Annotated in this window: 13 protein-coding genes and 1 pseudogene; 3 read left to right on the forward strand and 11 right to left on the reverse strand. The window is 65.9% G+C overall.

Going from position 1 to position 18,486, the window contains the following annotated elements; all coding sequences use genetic code 11:
* The 3 genes from WEB06_20990 to WEB06_21000 form a co-directional block, all read left to right on the forward strand.
* A partial coding sequence (locus WEB06_20990; GenBank protein MEX2558097.1) for a glycosyltransferase occupies positions 1–974 on the forward strand: 974 nt, incomplete at its 5' end.
* Positions 975–978: 4 nt separating this feature from the next.
* Positions 979–1,995, forward strand: coding sequence for a glycosyltransferase family A protein (locus WEB06_20995; GenBank protein ID MEX2558098.1), 1,017 nt, complete (start codon positions 979–981; stop codon positions 1,993–1,995).
* 127 nt (positions 1,996–2,122) lie between these two features.
* Positions 2,123–2,674: a hypothetical protein gene (locus WEB06_21000; protein MEX2558099.1), complete on the forward strand. Its 552-nt coding sequence runs from the start codon at positions 2,123–2,125 to the stop codon at positions 2,672–2,674.
* Between the two features lie 61 nt (positions 2,675–2,735).
* On the opposite strand, the gene WEB06_21005 is transcribed toward WEB06_21000, so the two are convergent.
* From WEB06_21005 to WEB06_21055, 11 genes and pseudogenes are all read right to left on the reverse strand, one after another.
* Positions 2,736–3,869: a class I SAM-dependent methyltransferase gene (locus tag WEB06_21005; GenBank protein MEX2558100.1), complete on the reverse strand. Its 1,134-nt coding sequence runs from the start codon at positions 3,867–3,869 to the stop codon at positions 2,736–2,738.
* Positions 3,866–4,585: a class I SAM-dependent methyltransferase gene (locus tag WEB06_21010; protein ID MEX2558101.1), complete on the reverse strand. Its 720-nt coding sequence runs from the start codon at positions 4,583–4,585 to the stop codon at positions 3,866–3,868. The genes WEB06_21005 and WEB06_21010 overlap by 4 nt, the downstream gene beginning before the upstream one ends.
* A gap of 58 nt (positions 4,586–4,643) precedes the next feature.
* A complete protein-coding gene (locus tag WEB06_21015) occupies positions 4,644–6,131 on the reverse strand; it encodes a hypothetical protein (protein ID MEX2558102.1) in 1,488 nt (495 codons plus the stop codon).
* 21 nt (positions 6,132–6,152) lie between these two features.
* Complete coding sequence (locus WEB06_21020; GenBank protein ID MEX2558103.1) at positions 6,153–7,907, reverse strand: DUF4012 domain-containing protein; 1,755 nt, start codon at positions 7,905–7,907, stop codon at positions 6,153–6,155.
* Positions 7,897–8,163: a hypothetical protein gene (locus tag WEB06_21025; protein ID MEX2558104.1), complete on the reverse strand. Its 267-nt coding sequence runs from the start codon at positions 8,161–8,163 to the stop codon at positions 7,897–7,899. The genes WEB06_21020 and WEB06_21025 overlap by 11 nt, the downstream gene beginning before the upstream one ends.
* A gap of 205 nt (positions 8,164–8,368) precedes the next feature.
* Positions 8,369–8,974: a hypothetical protein gene (locus tag WEB06_21030; protein MEX2558105.1), complete on the reverse strand. Its 606-nt coding sequence runs from the start codon at positions 8,972–8,974 to the stop codon at positions 8,369–8,371.
* A 330-nt stretch (positions 8,975–9,304) separates the two neighbouring features.
* Positions 9,305–10,006, reverse strand: a pseudogene (locus WEB06_21035) (ABC transporter ATP-binding protein).
* Positions 10,007–10,009: 3 nt separating this feature from the next.
* Positions 10,010–13,081, reverse strand: a complete 3,072-nt coding sequence (locus WEB06_21040) for a branched-chain amino acid ABC transporter permease/ATP-binding protein (GenBank protein MEX2558106.1) — start codon at positions 13,079–13,081, stop codon at positions 10,010–10,012.
* 2 nt (positions 13,082–13,083) lie between these two features.
* Positions 13,084–14,472, reverse strand: a complete 1,389-nt coding sequence (locus tag WEB06_21045) for an ABC transporter substrate-binding protein (GenBank protein ID MEX2558107.1) — start codon at positions 14,470–14,472, stop codon at positions 13,084–13,086.
* 110 nt (positions 14,473–14,582) lie between these two features.
* Positions 14,583–17,312 (reverse strand): hypothetical protein, encoded by a 2,730-nt coding sequence (locus WEB06_21050; GenBank protein MEX2558108.1) that lies wholly within the window; start codon positions 17,310–17,312, stop codon positions 14,583–14,585.
* 497 nt (positions 17,313–17,809) lie between these two features.
* Positions 17,810–18,486 (reverse strand): hypothetical protein (locus tag WEB06_21055; GenBank protein MEX2558109.1); only part of this gene is annotated, 677 nt, incomplete at its 5' end.

Below are 18,486 nucleotides of genomic sequence, written 5' to 3' on the forward strand. Positions count from 1 at the left end.
CGATCGCGCGCACCAAGCCCGACGTGGTTTCGGCGTGGAACATGGGAGCCATGTCGCTCGGCCTCCTCACGACGGTCGTCGAACGACGCATCCCACTCGTGCTGATGCTCCTCGACGAGTGGCCCTGGTACGCGCCCAACATCGACCCATGGATGCGGACGTTCGACGGTCGCCGGTTGCTCGGACGCGCCGCCCGCCGGCTGGCCGGCGTTCCGACCGCGCTCCCCGATCTGGGCGAGCACGCCGCCTTCTGCTACATCAGCGAGATGATCCGCCGCAGCGTCGAGCGGAAATCGCGCTGGGCCTCGCCGAAGACCGCCGGGGTCGTCTACTGCGGGATCAACACGGACGAGTTCCCTTTGCCGGTCGAGCCGCCTCTGCCCCGCCCGTGGCGCTGGAAGCTCCTCCACGTCGGTCGCCTCGACGAGCGCAAAGGCATCCACGTGCTGATAGACGCGCTGGCGCTGTTGCCCGAGGAGGCAACCCTCGACATCGTCGGCCGCGGCGACGAGCGCTACGCCGAGCTGCTGCGAGCGCAGGTCGCGCGGCTCGGGCTCACCGATCGCGTGACCTTCGGAGTGGCCGACCGGCGCGAGCTCCGCGACCGATACGCAGCCGCCGATGTGTTCGTCTTCCCGGTGATCTGGGAGGAGCCGCTCGGACTCGTGCCGCTCGAGGCGATGGCCTGCGGGACCCCGGTGGTCGGGACCGGCACGGGAGGGTCGGGCGAGTACCTTCTCGACGGCGTGAACTCGTTGATCGTCCCCGCGGAGGACGCCGCGGCGACGGCCGGCGCGATCCGCCGTCTGGCCGAAGATCCGTCGCTGCGCGAGCGCCTCGTCGCCGGCGGTCTGCGCGCCTCGGCCGAGCTCAGCCTCGATCGGTACGCCGACATCGTGGAGGAATGGCACGTCGCCGCGGCCGGGCGATTCGCAACGGGCCATCCGCCCGATCGACGACTTGCGCTGCGGTGAGCCGATGACCGAACGCGTCCAAAGCCAGGCATGGGACGGCGCCGGGACGCCGTCGATCTCGGTCATCGTGCCGACCCACGACCGCGCCGCGTTCCTGCCCGAGCTGATCGCATCTCTCGAAGCGCAAACCCTCGAGCCGGCGCACTTCGAGGTGGTCGTCGTGGACGACGCGTCGACCGACGAAACGTGGGAGGTATTGCGCCGGCTCGCATCGGCGACCCCGCTCCGCATGCTCTCGGTCCGCGCGGAAGGAAACCGCGGCCCGGCCGCCACACGGAACCTCGCCGTCTCGCTCACACGCGCGCCGGCTTTCGCATTCACCGACGACGACTGTCTGCCGACCCCGGGGTGGCTCGACGCGATCGCGGGCGGGTTACGTGACGCGGACGTCGTCCAAGGGCGGACGCTCCCGCGGCCGTCGGAACAGGCCGGTGCCGGACCCTGGGCGCGCACGGTTTGGATCACCGCCGCGACACAGCTCTACGAGACCTGCAACATCGGATGGCGTCGAGAGACCTTCGAACGACTCGGCGGATTCGCGGCCGGCAGGCCGGACGCTCCGACCGGGACGCGAGCGCATTTCGGCGAGGACGCGGAGCTCGGCTGGCGTCTGATCGCCGGCGGCGGTACGACGGCATACCGTCCCGCGGCCCTCGTCCATCACCGGGTCCATCCGGGTACGTTCGCGGATTGGCTCGCCGAGCGGCGCCGGCTCCGGCTGTTCCCCGATCTCGTGCGACGCGCCCCCGGACTGCGTCGCGCGATGCGGCTCGGCGTCTTCCTCTCATGGGACACCGCCTTGTTCGACCTGGCCCTCGCCGGTGGGGTCGCCGGTCTTATCAGCCGGAAGCCTTGGCCGGCCCTGGCCGCCCTGCCGTGGCTGGCGGCTCGCTGGCGGCAGGCCGGACGGAAGCCGGGGCGGTCGCGTCTTGCCCGCCTGGGCCAGCTGGCAGCCGGAGACGCCGTCGGCCTGGTCTCCCTCGCTGGCGGCAGCCTCCGCAGCCGCCGGGCCGTGCTCTAAGTCTTTTCTCCGCCGGCAGGAACCCGCCCGGATATAGCGAATCATCCCTATTAACCCGGCTCGGGGTGACTCGACCGCTTTTGGCCCCTTCGGCTGGGAGTCGGTCTCGACCAGGGAGGCGATCCAGGTGAGGAGAACCATCTTCGGGGGATCCAGGCGCCACTTCGCGGCGATCACGCTCGCGGGAGCGCTGCTGGGTACGTTCGGGCCGGCCGCGCCGGCGATGGCGGCGGGCCAGATCGTGTGCAACGCCGCGGGTGTCGTTACGATCATCCCCAACCCACCCGGCCCGGGCGCGAACCAGTGGACGATCGTCGCCAAGGGTTCGTGCATGGGCGACAACCAAGGCACCTACATGGCCGACGTCACCGCCGTCGGGGGGTCTGACACGCTCGGAGGTTGCGACGGCGACGGCGAGAACCCGATCATGCAGGACCTCAGCCTCTCGGTGACCGTGACGCTGACCAGCACGGCGACTGGTGCGACCAAGGTGCTCAGCGAGACGTGGAGCGCACCGATCACGACCTTCCCGACCGCCACGCCGTTCCTGATCAGCGACGGCGGATTGATGAGCGAGAACGATTTCGTCGGCGGGGGAAACATCTTCACGCGCCTGTACCGGAACTGCCCGCCGGGAGGCGTTCCGGCCGGTCAGATCACTTGGGCTCGCGACCTATAGACCTGCGAGGGATGCTCCAGCGCGGCTTCCGGGAGACCGGGAGCCGCGTTCTTTCAGCCGCCTAGTTGCCGCCCGAGAAGGGTCCCGGCCACACGCCTGGAGGCGGCGTGGGCGAGACGGGGTCGGACACCTTGCGGGCGCGCATGAACACGTGACAGCCGAGCCGCCACACGAGCGGCGTTCGCTGCGCCGCCCACTCGATCGCGTCCACGGCTTTGCGTCCCGGCGCGCCTCGCTTGTCGAGCCATTGCGCGGAGGCGGCCTGCGGTGGTGGGAACTCGAACGTCGACCACTCGAACGTGTCGAGTCCGGCGGCGCCGAACATCGCGCGGGTCTCGCCCATGATGTGATGTGTGTGCGGAAGGTAGACGTCCGGGGATCCCTCGGGCAGCAGATCCCGGTCGACCGGCCACGGCCATACCCACGGCCGCAGCGAGATCAGCTTCGGATGCTCGGCGCCGAACGCCTTCTCGAGCCAGGCGAACAGGTGCGACAGCGGCGACCGCAACGGCACTTCGGATGCGTTGTTCGTCGTCATCACGAGCACGCCGCCCGGTTTGAGGACGCGGGCGATCTCCCACACGGCGAGCTCCGGCTGAAGGAGGTGCTCGATGACTTCGCTGAAAACCACGACATCCGCGCTGGAATCCGTGAACGGCATCTGCTGCGCGTCGCCGCGGGCGAACACGGTGCCGAGCTTGCGGTCGGTGATGTCCGCGTACTTCTTCGCCGCGTACTCGATGTGGTGACCGCCGAAGTCGAAGCCCACATAGGTCGCATCCATGTCGCGGATCCGGTCGGCGACCAATGCGCTCCCGCAGCCGATGTCGAGCACGCGACCGCCCGGCGGCAGGTGCTTTCGTACCTCGTCGGCGACGAGGTCGTAGCGCATCTCGTGGCGGTGCTGGTGATACGCGCCCCACATCTCGAACTCTTCTTCGATCGTGGGGACGCGCTCGTTGTAGTGCCGCCAGAACGCTTCCCACGAAACACCCTTGAGCAGCTCGCGTTCATGATGGGTCTGCGCCACGCCGCTCTTGCGGTAGCGCGCGTAGATGACGCTCCAGAATCCGAGCAGCGCGCCGAGCGCGCCGGCGCGTTGCAGACGCGAGGCGCCGGGCCGCAGCGCCGCGCCGGCCATCGCGAGCGGGACGCCGTTGCGCACCGCGGACTTCGCGAGCTCACGCTTCCTCATCGCTTCACCGCCCACGCCCACGCGTACAGCGTGTCGAGGCCCTTGGTGTCGCGGAGATCCATCCCGCCGGCGGTCAGCGCGCCGCGCATGCGATCGAGCGGCACGCGGCTGCCGAGGAACTCCGGCGCGTTGCGTTTGTAGCGCTCCGACCGCAAGCCGGTTCGCTGCAGGAATCCCAGCATCCTCCGCTTGAGCGCCCATCGTCGCGCGCCGGGCGTGTTGTTCCACTGGAACACGAACACGCCGCCGGGTTTCAGAACGCGCCCGGCCTCTCGCACGTATCCCTCGATCACGCTCACGTCGGGGATGTGCTGGAAGACGGTGAACGTGAGCACGAGATCCGCGGTTGCGTCGGAGACCGAACCGAGATCGGATCCGCTCGAGACCTCGAAGGCGATGCGCGGCTCGGGCACCAACTCCTTCGCCCGGCGCACCATCTCCTCGGAGATGTCGAGGCCGATAATGCGGTCGAACCGTTCCGACAGCGCGCGGCAGATGCGTCCGAGTCCCGCGCCGATCTCGACGGCGAGGGTGCGGCCCGGCGGATCCACCGGCGCGTCGTCCAGCGCCGCGGAAACGACCGTTCGGCCGGTCTCGAAGAACCGGTCGAGATCGGGGTCGTCGAAGCTCAGGCTGGTATCGACGTACCAGGCCGCGTTGGTTCTGGCGGCCTCGTCCCAGTACGTCCGCATCGATTCTCTGGCGTTTCCGCTCATGCTGCCCTCGTCTCGGGCTCTGGAGAGGACGCCATTCTGGCCGGGCAGGAGGAAGGGGTCAACCGTTCGGGCGCCCTATCCGGCGAAACCGCGCGGCCAGTTCGGCGGTCTGACGGAGCGCGAGATCGCCGTGGCCGATACTGGGTTCGATGGCCGTGCCCTCGAACCACTCGTTCCAGGTGGTGATCATCACCCAGTCGGGCTCGGCTCCCAGCGCGGCCTCCCATGAAGCCAGATACCGCTCCCCTGCGGCGCCTCGCGGCACGACGGGATCCGTGCGATTAGGGTCGGGGACCTTCGAGTCGTCGTAGCCCGGAGAAACCGTCGCGACGTACAGGTGGGGAGCAGTGGCGTCCGACGTCGCGAGAAGTTTCGTGTCGAGCATCATGTCGCGGTAGTGCCGCGCAAGATTGGCCGCCGACAGGAAATTCGGGTTGTATTCCTGGACGCCCCACTGCACCATTCCATACGAGCTTCCGGCGTCGCCGACGAGCCGGACACGCTTCCCTTCCCTGGCGAGCTCCCCCAGGACGTTCGTCCAGCCGATCCGGGTCAGCTGGCGCATCTGCCAGACGAAGACGACCGGCACGCCACCGGAGCGCAGGAAGGCCGGGCTGTCGGCCCGCCTCAGCGTGTCCTTCAGCCACTGGAGCACGACGAGCGGATTGGCCTTGCCTCCGGTGTCGCCGGGCGCCTTCGCGGCCAGCATCTCGAGATACGGAGTGACGACGCCGCCGGTTTGCCCGGCAGCCGCCAGGGCCAGATCGAAGCTCCTGCCCGAGAACTCTTCGCCTTGCCACGAGACGATGAAGCCGTCGACCCCCGCTCGCCGGGCTTGCTGCGTCATCGATAGCACGCCGGCCGACGTCGCGGTGCTGCGGCCCTCTGCGGGACGGTCGGCGAACTGCGGATGGGTGTACTTCGCTCCTGCGTACCAGGGGTAGTACGCGGCGAGGACGAGTCGTTGGGTATCCCCCTGAACCATGGCAGGATCCGCCGAGCCGAAAACCTGCGCGCGTGTCCGGGCCAGCACCGCGGTCAGCCCGTCGCGCGTCTTGGTTCCGGTAGTGGATCGCGGTAGGGCGTTCTGGAGTCGCGCGGCCAGGAACGACTTGGCGGACGTGTTTCGCACTTCCACGTCCGTCTCGCCGGCGTGGCTTTTGCGAACCGCCACCGTGATTCTGGACGCGCGGGTAGGCTCCTCGAAAACGGCGCTCACCACCACGGTGCGAAGCTGCCCCCCGGGCGTGCTGAGCACCCAGCCGTCGACCAGCTCCGTGACCCTCACGTCGTCGGGCACCGTCACGGCGCGCTGGGCGGCGATGCGCCCCGGCCGCAGCGTCACCTGGGTCGACGGCGACGTCGTGGATATCCGGACTTCGAGCCGTGCGAGTGTGGGCGGCGCGGAGCTGGGCTGCGAGGTGGTCTGCACCGAAGCGACCGGCACAGCACCGATGAGAAACGCCAGGAGGAAGCTGGCGATCTGTCGGGGCATCACGCTCTTGCGGTGAGCGGAGGCACTCCCTGTGCCGGCCCGGACATCCACCGTCTTGATCCTCATGACGCGCTAGACGGTCAAGGCACGCTTAGCCGAGTCGTCGACCGTGCGATCGCCGATGCGGAACGGGACCGGGACGGAACGCGCGGACGGAAGCACCACGATCCGGTCCATACCCGGCGGCACCGAAAAGACGACTTCAACGACTTCCGAGCGCGCACGCCGGATGTCCAGCCGCGTAGCCACCACGCGCATCGGGCCGTCGGTTCCTATCACGAGCGCCTCGCGGCCGACGAGCTCGACGTTCGTCGCCCACCCGGGAAGGTAGATCGCCACGAACGCACGGTAGACGTTCTTCGGAACGATGACGCCGTTGCCCGCCACGTAGGGAGGCTCGCCGGGCGGCGTCAAGTTTTCGATCCGGATCTTGGCGCGAACGCGCCGGAATCGGCCTTCCGGCCGCTCGACCGCCAGCTCGACCGAGGATCGCACGTACCAGTCCAGCTTGTTCCCGCCGTGGTTCTGAACCGTCGCCATGAAGCCGTCGCGCTCGAGCCTCCCGTCCATGCCAAGCCGCTCCCAGGCGCGCTGCTCGTCCGGACGCGCCGACCACGCGAGCAGATGCCTGCCCGCGGCCGCGCGACTCACCGCCTTGGCGAGCTTTCCGAGATCGGAGCTGCGTTCGGTCAGCACACGGAATGCCTCCGCCGCCAGTCGCGAGAATTCGTGGCGGCGCTCGAACTGCTCGTCGCCGTACGCGACGTAGAGGTCGTGCATCATCAGCTTCTCGACGTTGGAAGGATCGTACCGCCGTCCGTCGACCTCGATCGGCCCGATCACTTCGAGCAGCGCGCGAACGCCGAGCACGTCGATCTGGAGCACTCCGTCCACCCGGGACAGGCCGCTCCTCTGGGCCATCGAGGCGTAAACCGGTCCGATCCCTGGAAAGTTGGGCGAGGTACCGAGGTTCCGCCACTCGGTGTCGGGATCGAGCCAGCCGTACAGCGACTCCAACTCGGGCGGCAGCGGCACCGGATCGGAGAGCGCGACCTCACCCGTCGATCGGAACCCGCCCGCTTGCACACGACCGGCGGACGCCTGGAGGACGCCGACCTGGAGCACCATCCCGCCGGAGCGCATCTCGGCGTTATTCGCAGCGAGCACCACGTAGGTGCTCGGACCGGCGAGGAAGGTCCGCAGCCCCTTCGTCGTGACCGTGCCGGCGACGAGCGCTCGCTTGAGCCGGGCGAGATCCCAGCGCAGCTCTCGATCGGCTGCGATCACCGGCGGCAGGAATCCGCCCGTGGACGGGAGGCGGATGTCGCCGACCAACCGGCCCAGGCGAGCCAACTCGTTCTCGACCAGCGAGATCAGCTCGAGCCGGCCGGTCGGTTCCCCTGAGGCTTTCAAGCGCGGCTCGATGCGCGCCACGGAAGCCGCTGCTTCTTCGCCGAGTCGCGCGGCGGTATCCGAAGCTGCCTGCAACCACCGGGCCGGCCGGCCGAGGAACGGGATCCTTCCGAGGCCGCCGAGCAAGACGCTTCGTCGCGCGCGCCGGTCGGCTTCGGCAAATAGAACGGCGCCGCGCTTCGCTTGAACGGCGAGCTTTCCGTCCCCGGTGAGTCCTTGATCGGTCAGCGTCTTGAACGCGACCCGACCGGATCGGAGGTCGTTCGCGACCGCCATGGCATCGAGCAGCGTCAGCCCCGCGAGCACGAGAGTGAGCGCGGCGACGGCGAGCAGGACGATTCGAACGCGTACGCGTGAGTGCGTCGGAGCGGGAGGTTGCGCGCCGTCTCGAGCGGCGGAACGATCAGCCGTCACTTGGATTCGCGCGGCGAGAAAGTCGATGCAGCGCGAGCCCGACGAACAGGATGATGAGAGCGACCAGGATGATCACCAGAAGGTCGGTGCCGGTGCGGGGAAGCTTGTCGTCGCCCGGGAAGAACTTCGATCCCCCAACTGTGGGCGGCGGAGTGTTCCCGCCTCCCGGATACCCCTGGGCGAAGGCGGCCATCTGCATGCCGGCCAGCCACAAGGCCGTTGCAAGACCGACGATGACGTGCGCCCTGAACCGCAACTTGCATACCTCCGATACATGACCTTACGCCTACATCTGCTTAGTTCAACGATTCGAGCGAAATTCCCGCAACGCTTGTTTCGGGATGTTCGCTTTATTACCTGAGCGGGCGACGGAGTTATTCCATTTGTACCCAAATCAGGGCAAGGTCTAGCCGGAGAGGGCTCTGACCAGGGGTTCCTCGCCGGGATCGCCCGTGGCGCCATCAGCCGGGACAGCCGGCACTGGAGGCAGCCACGTAGAAAGGCGGGTCGTCGTAGCCGAAGCTCTCGCCGTCGGCCGCGATGACGTCGGCCCGTGCCGGCCCGACGGGCGCGTCGATCCGCACCACCCAGGTCGACGTGTACATCCCTTCGCCATCGGCGTGGCCTCTGTTGTCTCCACCGTACCCGTACCCGAACGGAGGCGGAGCGCCACCCTTCGTCCCAGCGTAGACCGCGTGGTACGCGACCGCGTTCTTCGGCTCAGTCTGGATCGTGATCTCCGCAGTCCCGCCGCGAACCACGCACGAGGGCGTGATCGTCGCCTCGACGGGCACGTCGTCCTCGATGCTGCCCGGAGCGATCGGCGACGGACTCGCCCCGACGGCGGTCGAGGCCGGCGAGGGCGGGACGCTTGCCGCTCCTCCCGGAGTCGACGCCGTGCCAGGCGTGGCACCGGCTCCCGGCGAAGCGCCGGGCAGTAGTGACGACAGCTCGCCGATGCTCGGCGTCGAGGTTCCGGCCGCGCCGGGGTCGGTACCGCTAGAAGCGCACGCGGCGAGCGCGAACACGAGGGTCGCCAGAAAAAGGGGAAGGCTTCGTCGGCGCATGTCTTAGCTCGCGGAGGAAACCTTCTTCGTCCGCTTCTTCGCGGGCCCCTTCGACGGCTCTGCGTCCGTGCGCGAGACTTCCTCGGCGTTCGTGGAGGAACGAGGGCGGGGAGCGCGTTTGCGTCGCGGCTTCGCGGGCTCGGAGGGCACCGCAGCTTCTGGTTCCGACGCCACCGGCTCGGGTAGCTCGGGTTCGGGCTCGGGCTCAGACAGGACCTCGGCCTCAGAGAGCGCCCCGACCGGTGGTTCGACCGCAGGGACATCGATCACCTCGACGACTTCAAGGTCCACCGCTCCCTCGGGTTTCGGCGCCTTCTCGTCTTCCATCTCACCGAGGTAGGCGGCCATCAACTCCGGCGACGCGAGCAGCTCCGAGCTCTTGCCTTCGATCACGACCTCGCCCTTGCCGAGCACGTAGGCTCGCGAGGTGTGCTTCAAGGCCAGGTGCACGAACTGCTCGACCAGCAGGATCGCCGTCCCTTGACGGTTGACCTCCTCGAGCGCCGCGAAAAGGCTCGACACGACGATCGGCGCGAGGCCGAGCGACACCTCGTCGACCAGGAGGAGCCGCGGGCCCGACATCAGCGCGCGCCCGACCGCGAGCATCTGCTGCTCCCCGCCCGACAGCGTCCCTGCCGCCTGCCCGGCGCGCTCCTGCATGCGCGGGAACAGGTGGAAGATGTGCTCGAGCTTGGCATCGAAGCCGCGCTTGTCCTTGCGGCGCGACCAATAGCCGAGCCGCAGGTTCTCGGCGACGGTCAGCTCCGGAAAGAGCTCGCGGCCTTCGGGCAGGTGCGCCACGCCGAGACGGACCACCTTCTGCGCCGGCGTTCCCGCGATGTCGCGACCGTCGATGCGCACCGCGCCTCGCGTCGGCGCGATCAACCCCGAGATCGTACGGAGCGTCGTCGTCTTGCCGGCGCCGTTCGCCCCGAGAAGCGCGACCATCTCCGCTTCCTCGACGCGAAGGCTCACCCCGAAGAGGGCCTGGACGGGGCCGTAATGGACGTCGATGCCGTCGACTTCGAGCATCCGCTACACCCCGACCTTCGCCGGCTCGGGCTCTTCTTCTTCCGCTGCGCCGAGGTAGGCCTGGATCACGCGTTGGTCGCGCTGAACGTCGGCCGGGCGTCCCTGCGCGATCAGTCGCCCCTGATCCAGCACGTAGACGTAGTCGCTCACGCCGGTGACCATACGGACGTCGTGCTCGATCAGCAACACCGACACGCCGAGCGCGCGGATGCCGCGGACGACCTCGGTCAGCCGGTCGGTCTCCGCGTTGTTGAGGCCCGATGCCGGCTCGTCGAGCATCACGAACCGCGCGCCGGTGACGAGCGCGCGCCCGAGCTCTACCATGCGGAGCACCCCGAAGGGCAGGCCCTGCACGCCGAGCTCCGCGACGTCCTCGAGGTTGAGCAGCTGCAGCACCTGTCTGACTCGAATCCGGGCGGTGCGCTCCGCCTCGATCGTCTGCGCCGACGCGGTCAGGTTGGAGAAAAGCCCCGAGTCGTTGTGCAGATGAGTGGCGACGAGGAGGTTGTCGAAGACGGTCAGCTCGCTGAAGAGCTGGATCACCTGGAAGGACCGGGCGACGCCGAGGCGGGCTCGCAAGTGCGGCGGCAAGCCGGTCGCGTCATGACCGTGGAGACGAATTCGGCCCGAGGTCGGATCGTTGAGGCCGAGGATCGCGTTGAAGAGCGTGGTCTTACCGGCGCCATTCGGACCGATCAGCCCAACGATCTCCCCCTCCCTCACCTCGATCGACGCGTCGCTGACGGCGGTGAGCCCGCCGAATCGCACCGTGATGGACGAGGCTTCTAGGATCGGAGCGCGCTCGGATCGCTCGACAGGGAGATCCTGAAGCGATGAGCGGGCGAGTCCGTCGATACGAAGCCCGACGCCGTTGGCCGTCACATGCCGGACCGGCTCCCCGTTGCCCGACACGTCCAACGATTCGGCGACGAAGGCGCTGCCGAACCAGTCGTCCGGCCGCGGGAGATCTCCCCCGGTGGTGCGGGTGGGCACGAATCGCGACAAACGCCTTAGGAATTTGCCGATTCTCCCTGCCACATTCAGCGCGACCGTCTTGATGAACTTTAAGCCGCGCCGGCGATGCCGCTCCTTTCCAGGCGGATCTCCCCCACCGACAACTTCTCCGGAGATCGGCTTCGACCAGAACCTCATGGTTCGTTTCATAGCATCGGTGAGCTTCGAGGCGACCGAATGCCATCGTTTCTGCGCGCCTTCTATAAGAGCAATCAGCCCGCCTGGGTACGCGAGCAGGACGACAGCAAGGAGGCCTGCGGAAACCACCTCCAAATAGCCGGACAGAGCCTGTACTCGGAGGAACAACTCGTTCAAGGCTGCGAAAAGAACCCCGGCAGCCATCGCCCCGCCGAGGCTTCCGAGTCCTCCGACCACCGCGATGGCCAGGTACTGAAGCGAAACCGTGAACAGGAATCCGTCGGGAACCACGATCCTCAGATTCAGCATCAGCATGGAGCCAGACACCCCTGCGAGAGCACCGGCGATCGCGAACGCGATCAGCTTGTAGCGAACTACGTCCACCCCAACCGATGCAGCGGCCATCTCCGAGCCCCGGATGGCAAAGAACGCACGACCCGTCTTCGTATCTCGCAGATTGGCAAGTGAGAACAACACAATCGCCCCAACGGCAGCGAACACATAGAACAAGGTTCGCTCATCGGCGAGATCCACGAAGGGCCATCCACCCTCCGCGCCGAACGTCTGCCTCGGGATCCCCGAACTTCCCGAATCGGCGCCCAGGTAAGGACTGCGAAAGAGAAACGTGTCACTCATCCAGGCGAAAACGAGTGTAGCCACCGCCAGATAGAGACCGCGCACCCGCAATGCAACGAAACCCAGAGCTACCGCCACGGCGGCGGCGGCAAGAGAGGCGATGAGCATGCTGACCGGGAACCCGATGTTCAAGCCTCGCACGACCATCCCCATGACAAGCGCCGCGATGCCCACGAAGCTCGCCTGCGCGAGCGAGATCTGCCCTACCCAGCCCGTCAACACAACGATCGACATCGCGACGGTAGCTAGCTGCAATGCGCCGAGCGAGTCCTGCAGAACGGTGAAAGGAACGATCCACGGCCATATGATCGCGACCAGCGCTACGGCCAGCATCCGTCGTCCGGCCTTCGCGCCTCGGCGTCCTAGAGGTCGGCCGCTCGAGATGAGACCGGAATGGGCTTCTTCAACCCCCGCGATGCGTCTTCCTCGGAGCATCATGACGACCAAAGCGAGGAGCGTAAGAGCGAGCTGCGGCGATCCGGTTTGTCGGGCGACGCCTCCGATCAGTGGTGTCTCCGAGAAGTAAGGCACGATCCCGAACGCAAGACCGGCGATCACCGCCCCCCAGATCGCACCCGGAAGACTCTCCAGGCCGCCGATAAGTGCAGCCACGAACGCGGGGAGGACTTGGAGCGAGAGCGTGTAGGGGTCGAGGTTGGTCACCGCGGCCAGCATCACCCCCGCGAGCGCTGCCAGACCTCCGCCCAGCGCCCAGGCAGCGGACGCAGCCAGGTTCGGATCGATGCCCATGAGAGCTGCCGCGCGCCTGTTCTGTGCGGCGCCACGCATCGCGAGACCGACCTCCGTGCGCGTAAAGAACGTGAACAGGGCGACAGAAGCTATGACCCCCGTTATGAAAAGCCCGATGTCGCCGTAGCGAAGACCGCTCGCGCCGATATCGATCACACCGTCGGGGAAGACTCCTGGCGCGGTCAAGGGGGTGGTTCCCCAGATCTTCGCAGTCAGTGCGATCAGCAGGCCGGTGACGGCGACGGTGCCTACCGTCTGCGCTGTCGGGCCTTGAGTTCGAAGGCGTCGAACGAATCCCCACTCGACGGCGACACCGAGGAGAGCTCCGAACAGGACGGCGATGAAGAGCGCGGCGCCGATGGGCACACCAACTTGGACGAGCGAGTAGGCAACATAGGCCGGAACCATAGCCATGGCGCCGTGGGCGAGGTTGAGAACCCGCGAGGCGCGGTAGATGACGGCGATCCCCAGCGCGAACATCGCGTAAGCACCCACGAAAGGGAGAGCGAGGAGCGCATTGGTGATAATTCCCGGCATTGTCAGCTGGTCCCGAGCTGGGGGGTCGGATCCGCCACGATGTCCTTGGTACGCCAACCCCCGAAACTGCCCAGGTACTGGATTTCAAACGCCTGCATCGAAGTAGCCGCGAAGTAGTTTCCGGCGGGCCATCTCAATCGCGTGGTCAAAGTCAAAGGCGACTCAAAAGTGATCGTATTGAGCACGGCCTTCAACCGTGCGCGAGTCAGTCGCGGACCAACCTGTTTGAGCGCTTCTACGAGAAGCTGGATCCCGACGTAGCCGCCCTCGGCGAAGGCGTTACTCTCGTCCGCATCTGGCTTCGTCCGCTTGAGATCCGAGACGTACTCGCGGACCGCGGGATCGTTCGCGTAGTCCTCTATGGGCGGCTTGTAGCCGGTCCACACCCACATCTGATGACAGCGGTTCTGACAATTCACGGCGAAGTTGCGAGTGAAAAGCGGCTGCGCCAGGCCGATCATCCCGGGCTTGCCGTTGACATGGGCGATCGTGGGAGCCCCCGGGGTCGCCATCCACGTCAGGGCGGTCTTGGGCTCGAGGAACATCGCCAGGAAATCGAACTCCTGCGACGAGAGGGTGTTGACCTCGTTCCGGTAGCCCGGCTGGCCGGCATCGATACCACAGAATCGGCGAACACAGTTGTTCTGGCTGTTGAAACCATCGATGTTCTGCTTCGTCAGGCGGCGCACCTCGCTGTTAAAGGCTTCCGCCGCTTCGACTCCGAATTTGTAGTTACGGTCGAACACGATCGCGAAGCTCTTGGCCCCTCTCGCCGACGCGTTTCGGGCCATTATCCGCGCGCTCGAAGCCGTCGATACCGCCACGGGCCAAACCCAGGGGTCGGTGTACTGGCTGATAATCATTCCGTCGGTGCCGACTACAGGAATGCCTGCTCGCTTGATGTCGCCATTTCGTATGACCTGATTGAGACCTTCTGAGGATGGACCGACCGGTATCGCGAACGTCCCCTCTTTGATGAAGCTCCGAAGGAATGTAGCCCCACGGCTGGCGTCCCATCCGTCGTCGACGTACTTGATGGAGAGCTGTCTGCCGCAGATGCCTCCGGAGCGGTTGACCCTGTTCTTCGCAGCCTCCATCGCGAACTGAACGTCACCCAGGAATGCGGCACCGATGCCCGACCGGACAACGGTTGTCGCAAGCTTGATCTGTGTCGCCTCCACCCCTGTATCCGTCGCGCCGCCGTTCCGGCCTGCCGCGCAACTCAATCCAGCATTCGCCGCATCCCCTGCCCCGACCGACGCACCGGGTGTGGGGCTTAGGTTCGCCAACGGACCCGAAGTGCCGAGGGAGGCTCCCGGAGCAGGTGAGGCTCCGCCATCTGCCTGTTCGATGGCTCTGGTCGTTGTTAGGTTGGGCGCCACCTGGGCCACGGTGAAGGCGCCGAATATCGCCCCGACGAGAAATGCGGTGACGGTCCTCCAGGCTGCTGCAGACGCTCGTATCTTGGCCAATTGTCCCCCTGAAGCGTGAGATCTGACTCCTAGCCACCCTGCCCGATCTGGCTCATGAGCGCGCTCCGGCGGGAAGCGGCTGCGACTGCACCCACGAATATCAAGATCATGAGCCCGAGCAAGAACGCATCCTTCGGGCTTCGAATGAAGAAGACCGCAGCTTGTGCGAGTCGCGATCCTCCGGCCGACTGAGCCGGCACAGTGACGTATCTGATCTCACCCGGCAGGGTTATCCCGGGCTGCACGACAACTGTTGGGAGTGCCCCATCCCCCCCGTCCAGCGGAAGGTCGTCCGGCAAACCGGTGATGCCGTAGATCGATGATGCCTGGATCGCCGCCAGCTGGAAGACCAGGCGAGACTTGTCACTCGTGTCGTTGTAAACAACGATCTCGAGTGCCGGGGCCGCGGCGCTCGTGTCGTTGTTGACAACGCTGTCGTTCAGAGCATTTCCTGCAGCTTCCTGTACGCTGGCGAACGCCCCTTTGGGGGTCGCTACTAGTTCGGCGTCGGGTAGAAACACTCGGATGCGCGTCTTCAACACGTCGTTGATGGCGGCGACGGCCACCTGCTGATCGCATTCCTTTCCTGCGGCACATTCGAAAACGACCGCCCCGGCGGCGTCCTTCACCACCACGCCTTCCACGAATCGCTCCCAGCTCACTTTGGCCGTTCCGGTACGCCCTCGCGCGGCGGTTACCGCTCGTGCGGCCACGCGCTTGATGACGACGCTCCCACCCGGTGAGGAAAGCTCGATCCCTCGGACGATCGAAGTCGTTTCGGTGAGGACTCCGGCGCGAGGATCTTTGACCATCCGCGTTTCGAATGTCGCCCTCCCGATCGACACCCCCTCCATCGAGACAAAACCGAATTCCGCAGAGGACTCGGCTTCCGCTTTCGAGAGGTCGCACGAAGCCTTGGCAGATCCGCCCGGACCCGCGGCCGGATCTGGCTCCGAACGTTCGCCCGAGTCGAGGCACAGCACGGGACGATGCGGCCACTGAAGCCGCGCCTCCAGCTCATCAGCCGCCTGATCGCCGACCGATCCGTCCTCGCTTGATCCGGCGTCTTCCTCTCCCCTTAGACGATCTGCCATGGACTTGACGATCGCGTGATATTCACCGTCGGTCGTCTGATCGAAGGTGAGAGCTTGAGATGCGGACGCCACCCCGACGTTCCTGATATCGGCTGATGGCACCCAGGCCACCAGCAAGTCGCGATCGCCCGTCGATGGGCTCACATTGAAAACTTGCTTAAGCGCCCCACGTATGTCGTCGCAGACATTGCCCTCGGAGAAACCGCCGACCTGCGCGCAAATGTCATTGTTGACGATGCCACCCGTGCCCCCCACGAAGATCATGCGAGCCCCGAATCCGTTGACAGACCCGGCAAAGGTCGTCAGGGTGTGCGGGCCCTCTGGGATGTCAGCTGTTAGCACGTCATAGTCTAGAGGCTCCGGCGCGGGGGCTATGCGGCTGGTATCGCGGTAGATCACGATGTCGTCATGCCCAGCAACCTTGAAGAACAGGCGACGGGTCGGGGCATCGACATGTATGAACCCGCCGACCGGAGACACTTCCGCAACGCGGCCCTGTGGCACCGGGATAGCCCGTCCGTCGACGGACAGGATGTAGCCGGGCTCGCCCGCCGGGTTACCTCCCATGTAGTAGCGGCCGTTGGTCTGATCGAACCCCAACCACTCATTCGAGGAATCGGGAGCTCCGACGAAGCCTGCCCATGCAGACAGCCGGCCATCGAACACCCACGAGCCGGGCGTCGTTGTGGAAAGACTCTGCATGAAGAATCGGTCGGTGCGGTAGTCGAATGCCGATATACCGTCGATCAGTGACTTGGTGTATGTGCCTGAGATGGGGAAGTATTCGACGGGGAAGTTGAGAGCGTCTGTTCGCCCGGCGTCTGGAGCGATCGTCATTCGGACGATCCCAGACTCTCCAGGGTAGACGAATGGCCGGATACAGGCGAAGTAGAGCTGCGAGGCACGTGTGCTGCGGGCGATGAGGGCTCCCACGTTTTTCGTGGCTAGCGGGATCTGGCATTCGGGAACCGGGCGGACCCAAGCTACCTCGCCGGTTGCGGCTTCAAGCGCAACCGCAACCGTGCCCGTCGCGGGTATCGCGCCACTTGGATTGTTATCTTGCACCCCGCCGCCGGGGATCGGATTGGTCTCCCCAACGAAGTACAAGCGATCGTCTTCCGGCGAGTAGGTCATTCCATAGAGCTGGACTCCAGGGACCTGACGGAGAAGGTCGTACCCGCCGATCGGCGTCATAGTGGCGAGGTCGACGATCTCGACCCGCGCAGGAGAGGGCGCATCGCCCTCAGGACAAGGATTGCAGTTCGAATTCAACATCAGGAGTCGGTTCCTCTTCCGTTCCACGGCGACGCTATAAGGGGAAAGGGAGTTGATGGGGTTCATCTGCTCGGACGAAAACAGGTGGACGTCCCGACGTATAGAGGGAGTCGTTGACGTGAGGTCGTACTCGGCAACTCGGAAGGAAAGGATGGGGTCCCCACGAAAATCGGTCATGCCGTCGTAGGCCGGGTACTTCAGGTACATCCGCCGAGCGGGCTCGTCGACGTAGAAGACCTCATGCGTCCCCAAGATGAGCTCCGCCTTCTTGGGCAGAGGCAACTTTCCCACGGGCTGGAGGCCCTCTTCTGCTGCGCTCGCCCCTGGGCCACGAAGAGCAGCACCGGCGATGAAGACGGCCACCAGCAGCGCGACAACCTTTCTGCTCATTTGGCTCCTCGACGGAAAAGGTGCAGCGTTACTTCTTCGCTACGGACCGACTTTCCTTTCAGCGTTCGGCTCGACAGGCCGACCAGCCGCCCTAGCGGAGGTACAAGGATCGCGCCCGGGCAAGCCCCTGCGCCATCCGTAGCGCTTCGTACCTTTTATACTTGCCCTTGGAGGATCGGCACCCCGACGATCGCCGCCTTCGGCTTGGGCGCCGTGCAGATGCCCGGCGGGATCGGGTTGATCGGCGCGAACGCCGAGGTTCCCATCAAGCCTTCGCCCCGCTTGCTCCCGGAAGCAAGACCGTGCCCCATCGGGTTGATCGGGGCTCGATGCGGGTCCAGACGAGTTTGTACCCGGAACTGGTCGTGCAGCCTGGCGCCGAAGGACTGTCCAAGTTGGACATGCCGAGCCCCGAACAGCTGCCACTGACAAGCCCGAATTTGAGCCCCTCGGGTTGGTTCCCCCTTTTGCTCGGCAAAGCATTAAGGATCCGGATCTCAGTTTTGGATAATGGCCGTGCCTGTGATGCGGACGGTCAACTGGATTTGAGGATCGGTGCACCCGTCCAAGAACAGCGGAAAGAGTCCCGGCCCAAAGTTGACCATGTGGGCCACAAACGTTCCTCTCTGACTCGCCGCTTTGGAGCCGTCCCTGAACGAGACAAGACCCGAAGTCAAGTTGCCGATCAGCGCCGAACCGTCCCGGGTCCAGACCGCTTGCCAGCTGCCATCCGCGAGCCCCCCCGACAAGGCCCTCATGTTCCGAACGCTGAAGACTCCGTTGGCCTTTCCGTTGGTTGGGATGTTGAAAACGCACGTCTCCGCGTACTTGGCCCAGTTCCACTCGACGCGATCCTGGAGAGCGACGGTGCGATAGCTTTGAGCGGGAGCAGTGGTTGTCCCCTGTAAGTATCCGCTCGCAATTCCGTTACAGCTCGCGGCCGGGCCGTTCGATGTTGGCCACACAGGAAGCTGCGCAAGGCATGAGAACGCGAATCCTCCTGTGGCACTCGCGTTTGAGGCCATCGGTGGAGCGACGATTACCCCCAAGAGGGATCCGATGAGAAATAGCCGTCCGAACCGTTTCACATCCTCCCCTATCTCTCGCCGCCAGCTGTCCCGCTCCGCGTTGTCGTGCAGGTCGGGATGCTGGATGGGCGCAAGGCAAGCCCTGC

The sequence above is a fragment of the Actinomycetota bacterium genome (assembly GCA_040905475.1).
In the GTDB taxonomy this organism is placed as follows: domain Bacteria; phylum Actinomycetota; class AC-67; order AC-67; family AC-67; genus DATFGK01.

Coding starts and splice junctions, on each gene's coding strand:
- WEB06_20995 (MEX2558098.1), top strand. CDS start 979: ATGACCGAACGCGTCCAAAGCCAGGCATGGGACGGCGCCGGGACGCCG.
- WEB06_21005 (MEX2558100.1), bottom strand. CDS start 3,869: ATGAGGAAGCGTGAGCTCGCGAAGTCCGCGGTGCGCAACGGCGTCCCG.
- WEB06_21010 (MEX2558101.1), bottom strand. CDS start 4,585: ATGAGCGGAAACGCCAGAGAATCGATGCGGACGTACTGGGACGAGGCC.
- WEB06_21030 (MEX2558105.1), bottom strand. CDS start 8,974: ATGCGCCGACGAAGCCTTCCCCTTTTTCTGGCGACCCTCGTGTTCGCG.
- WEB06_21040 (MEX2558106.1), bottom strand. CDS start 13,081: ATGCCGGGAATTATCACCAATGCGCTCCTCGCTCTCCCTTTCGTGGGT.
- WEB06_21050 (MEX2558108.1), bottom strand. CDS start 17,312: ATGAGCAGAAAGGTTGTCGCGCTGCTGGTGGCCGTCTTCATCGCCGGT.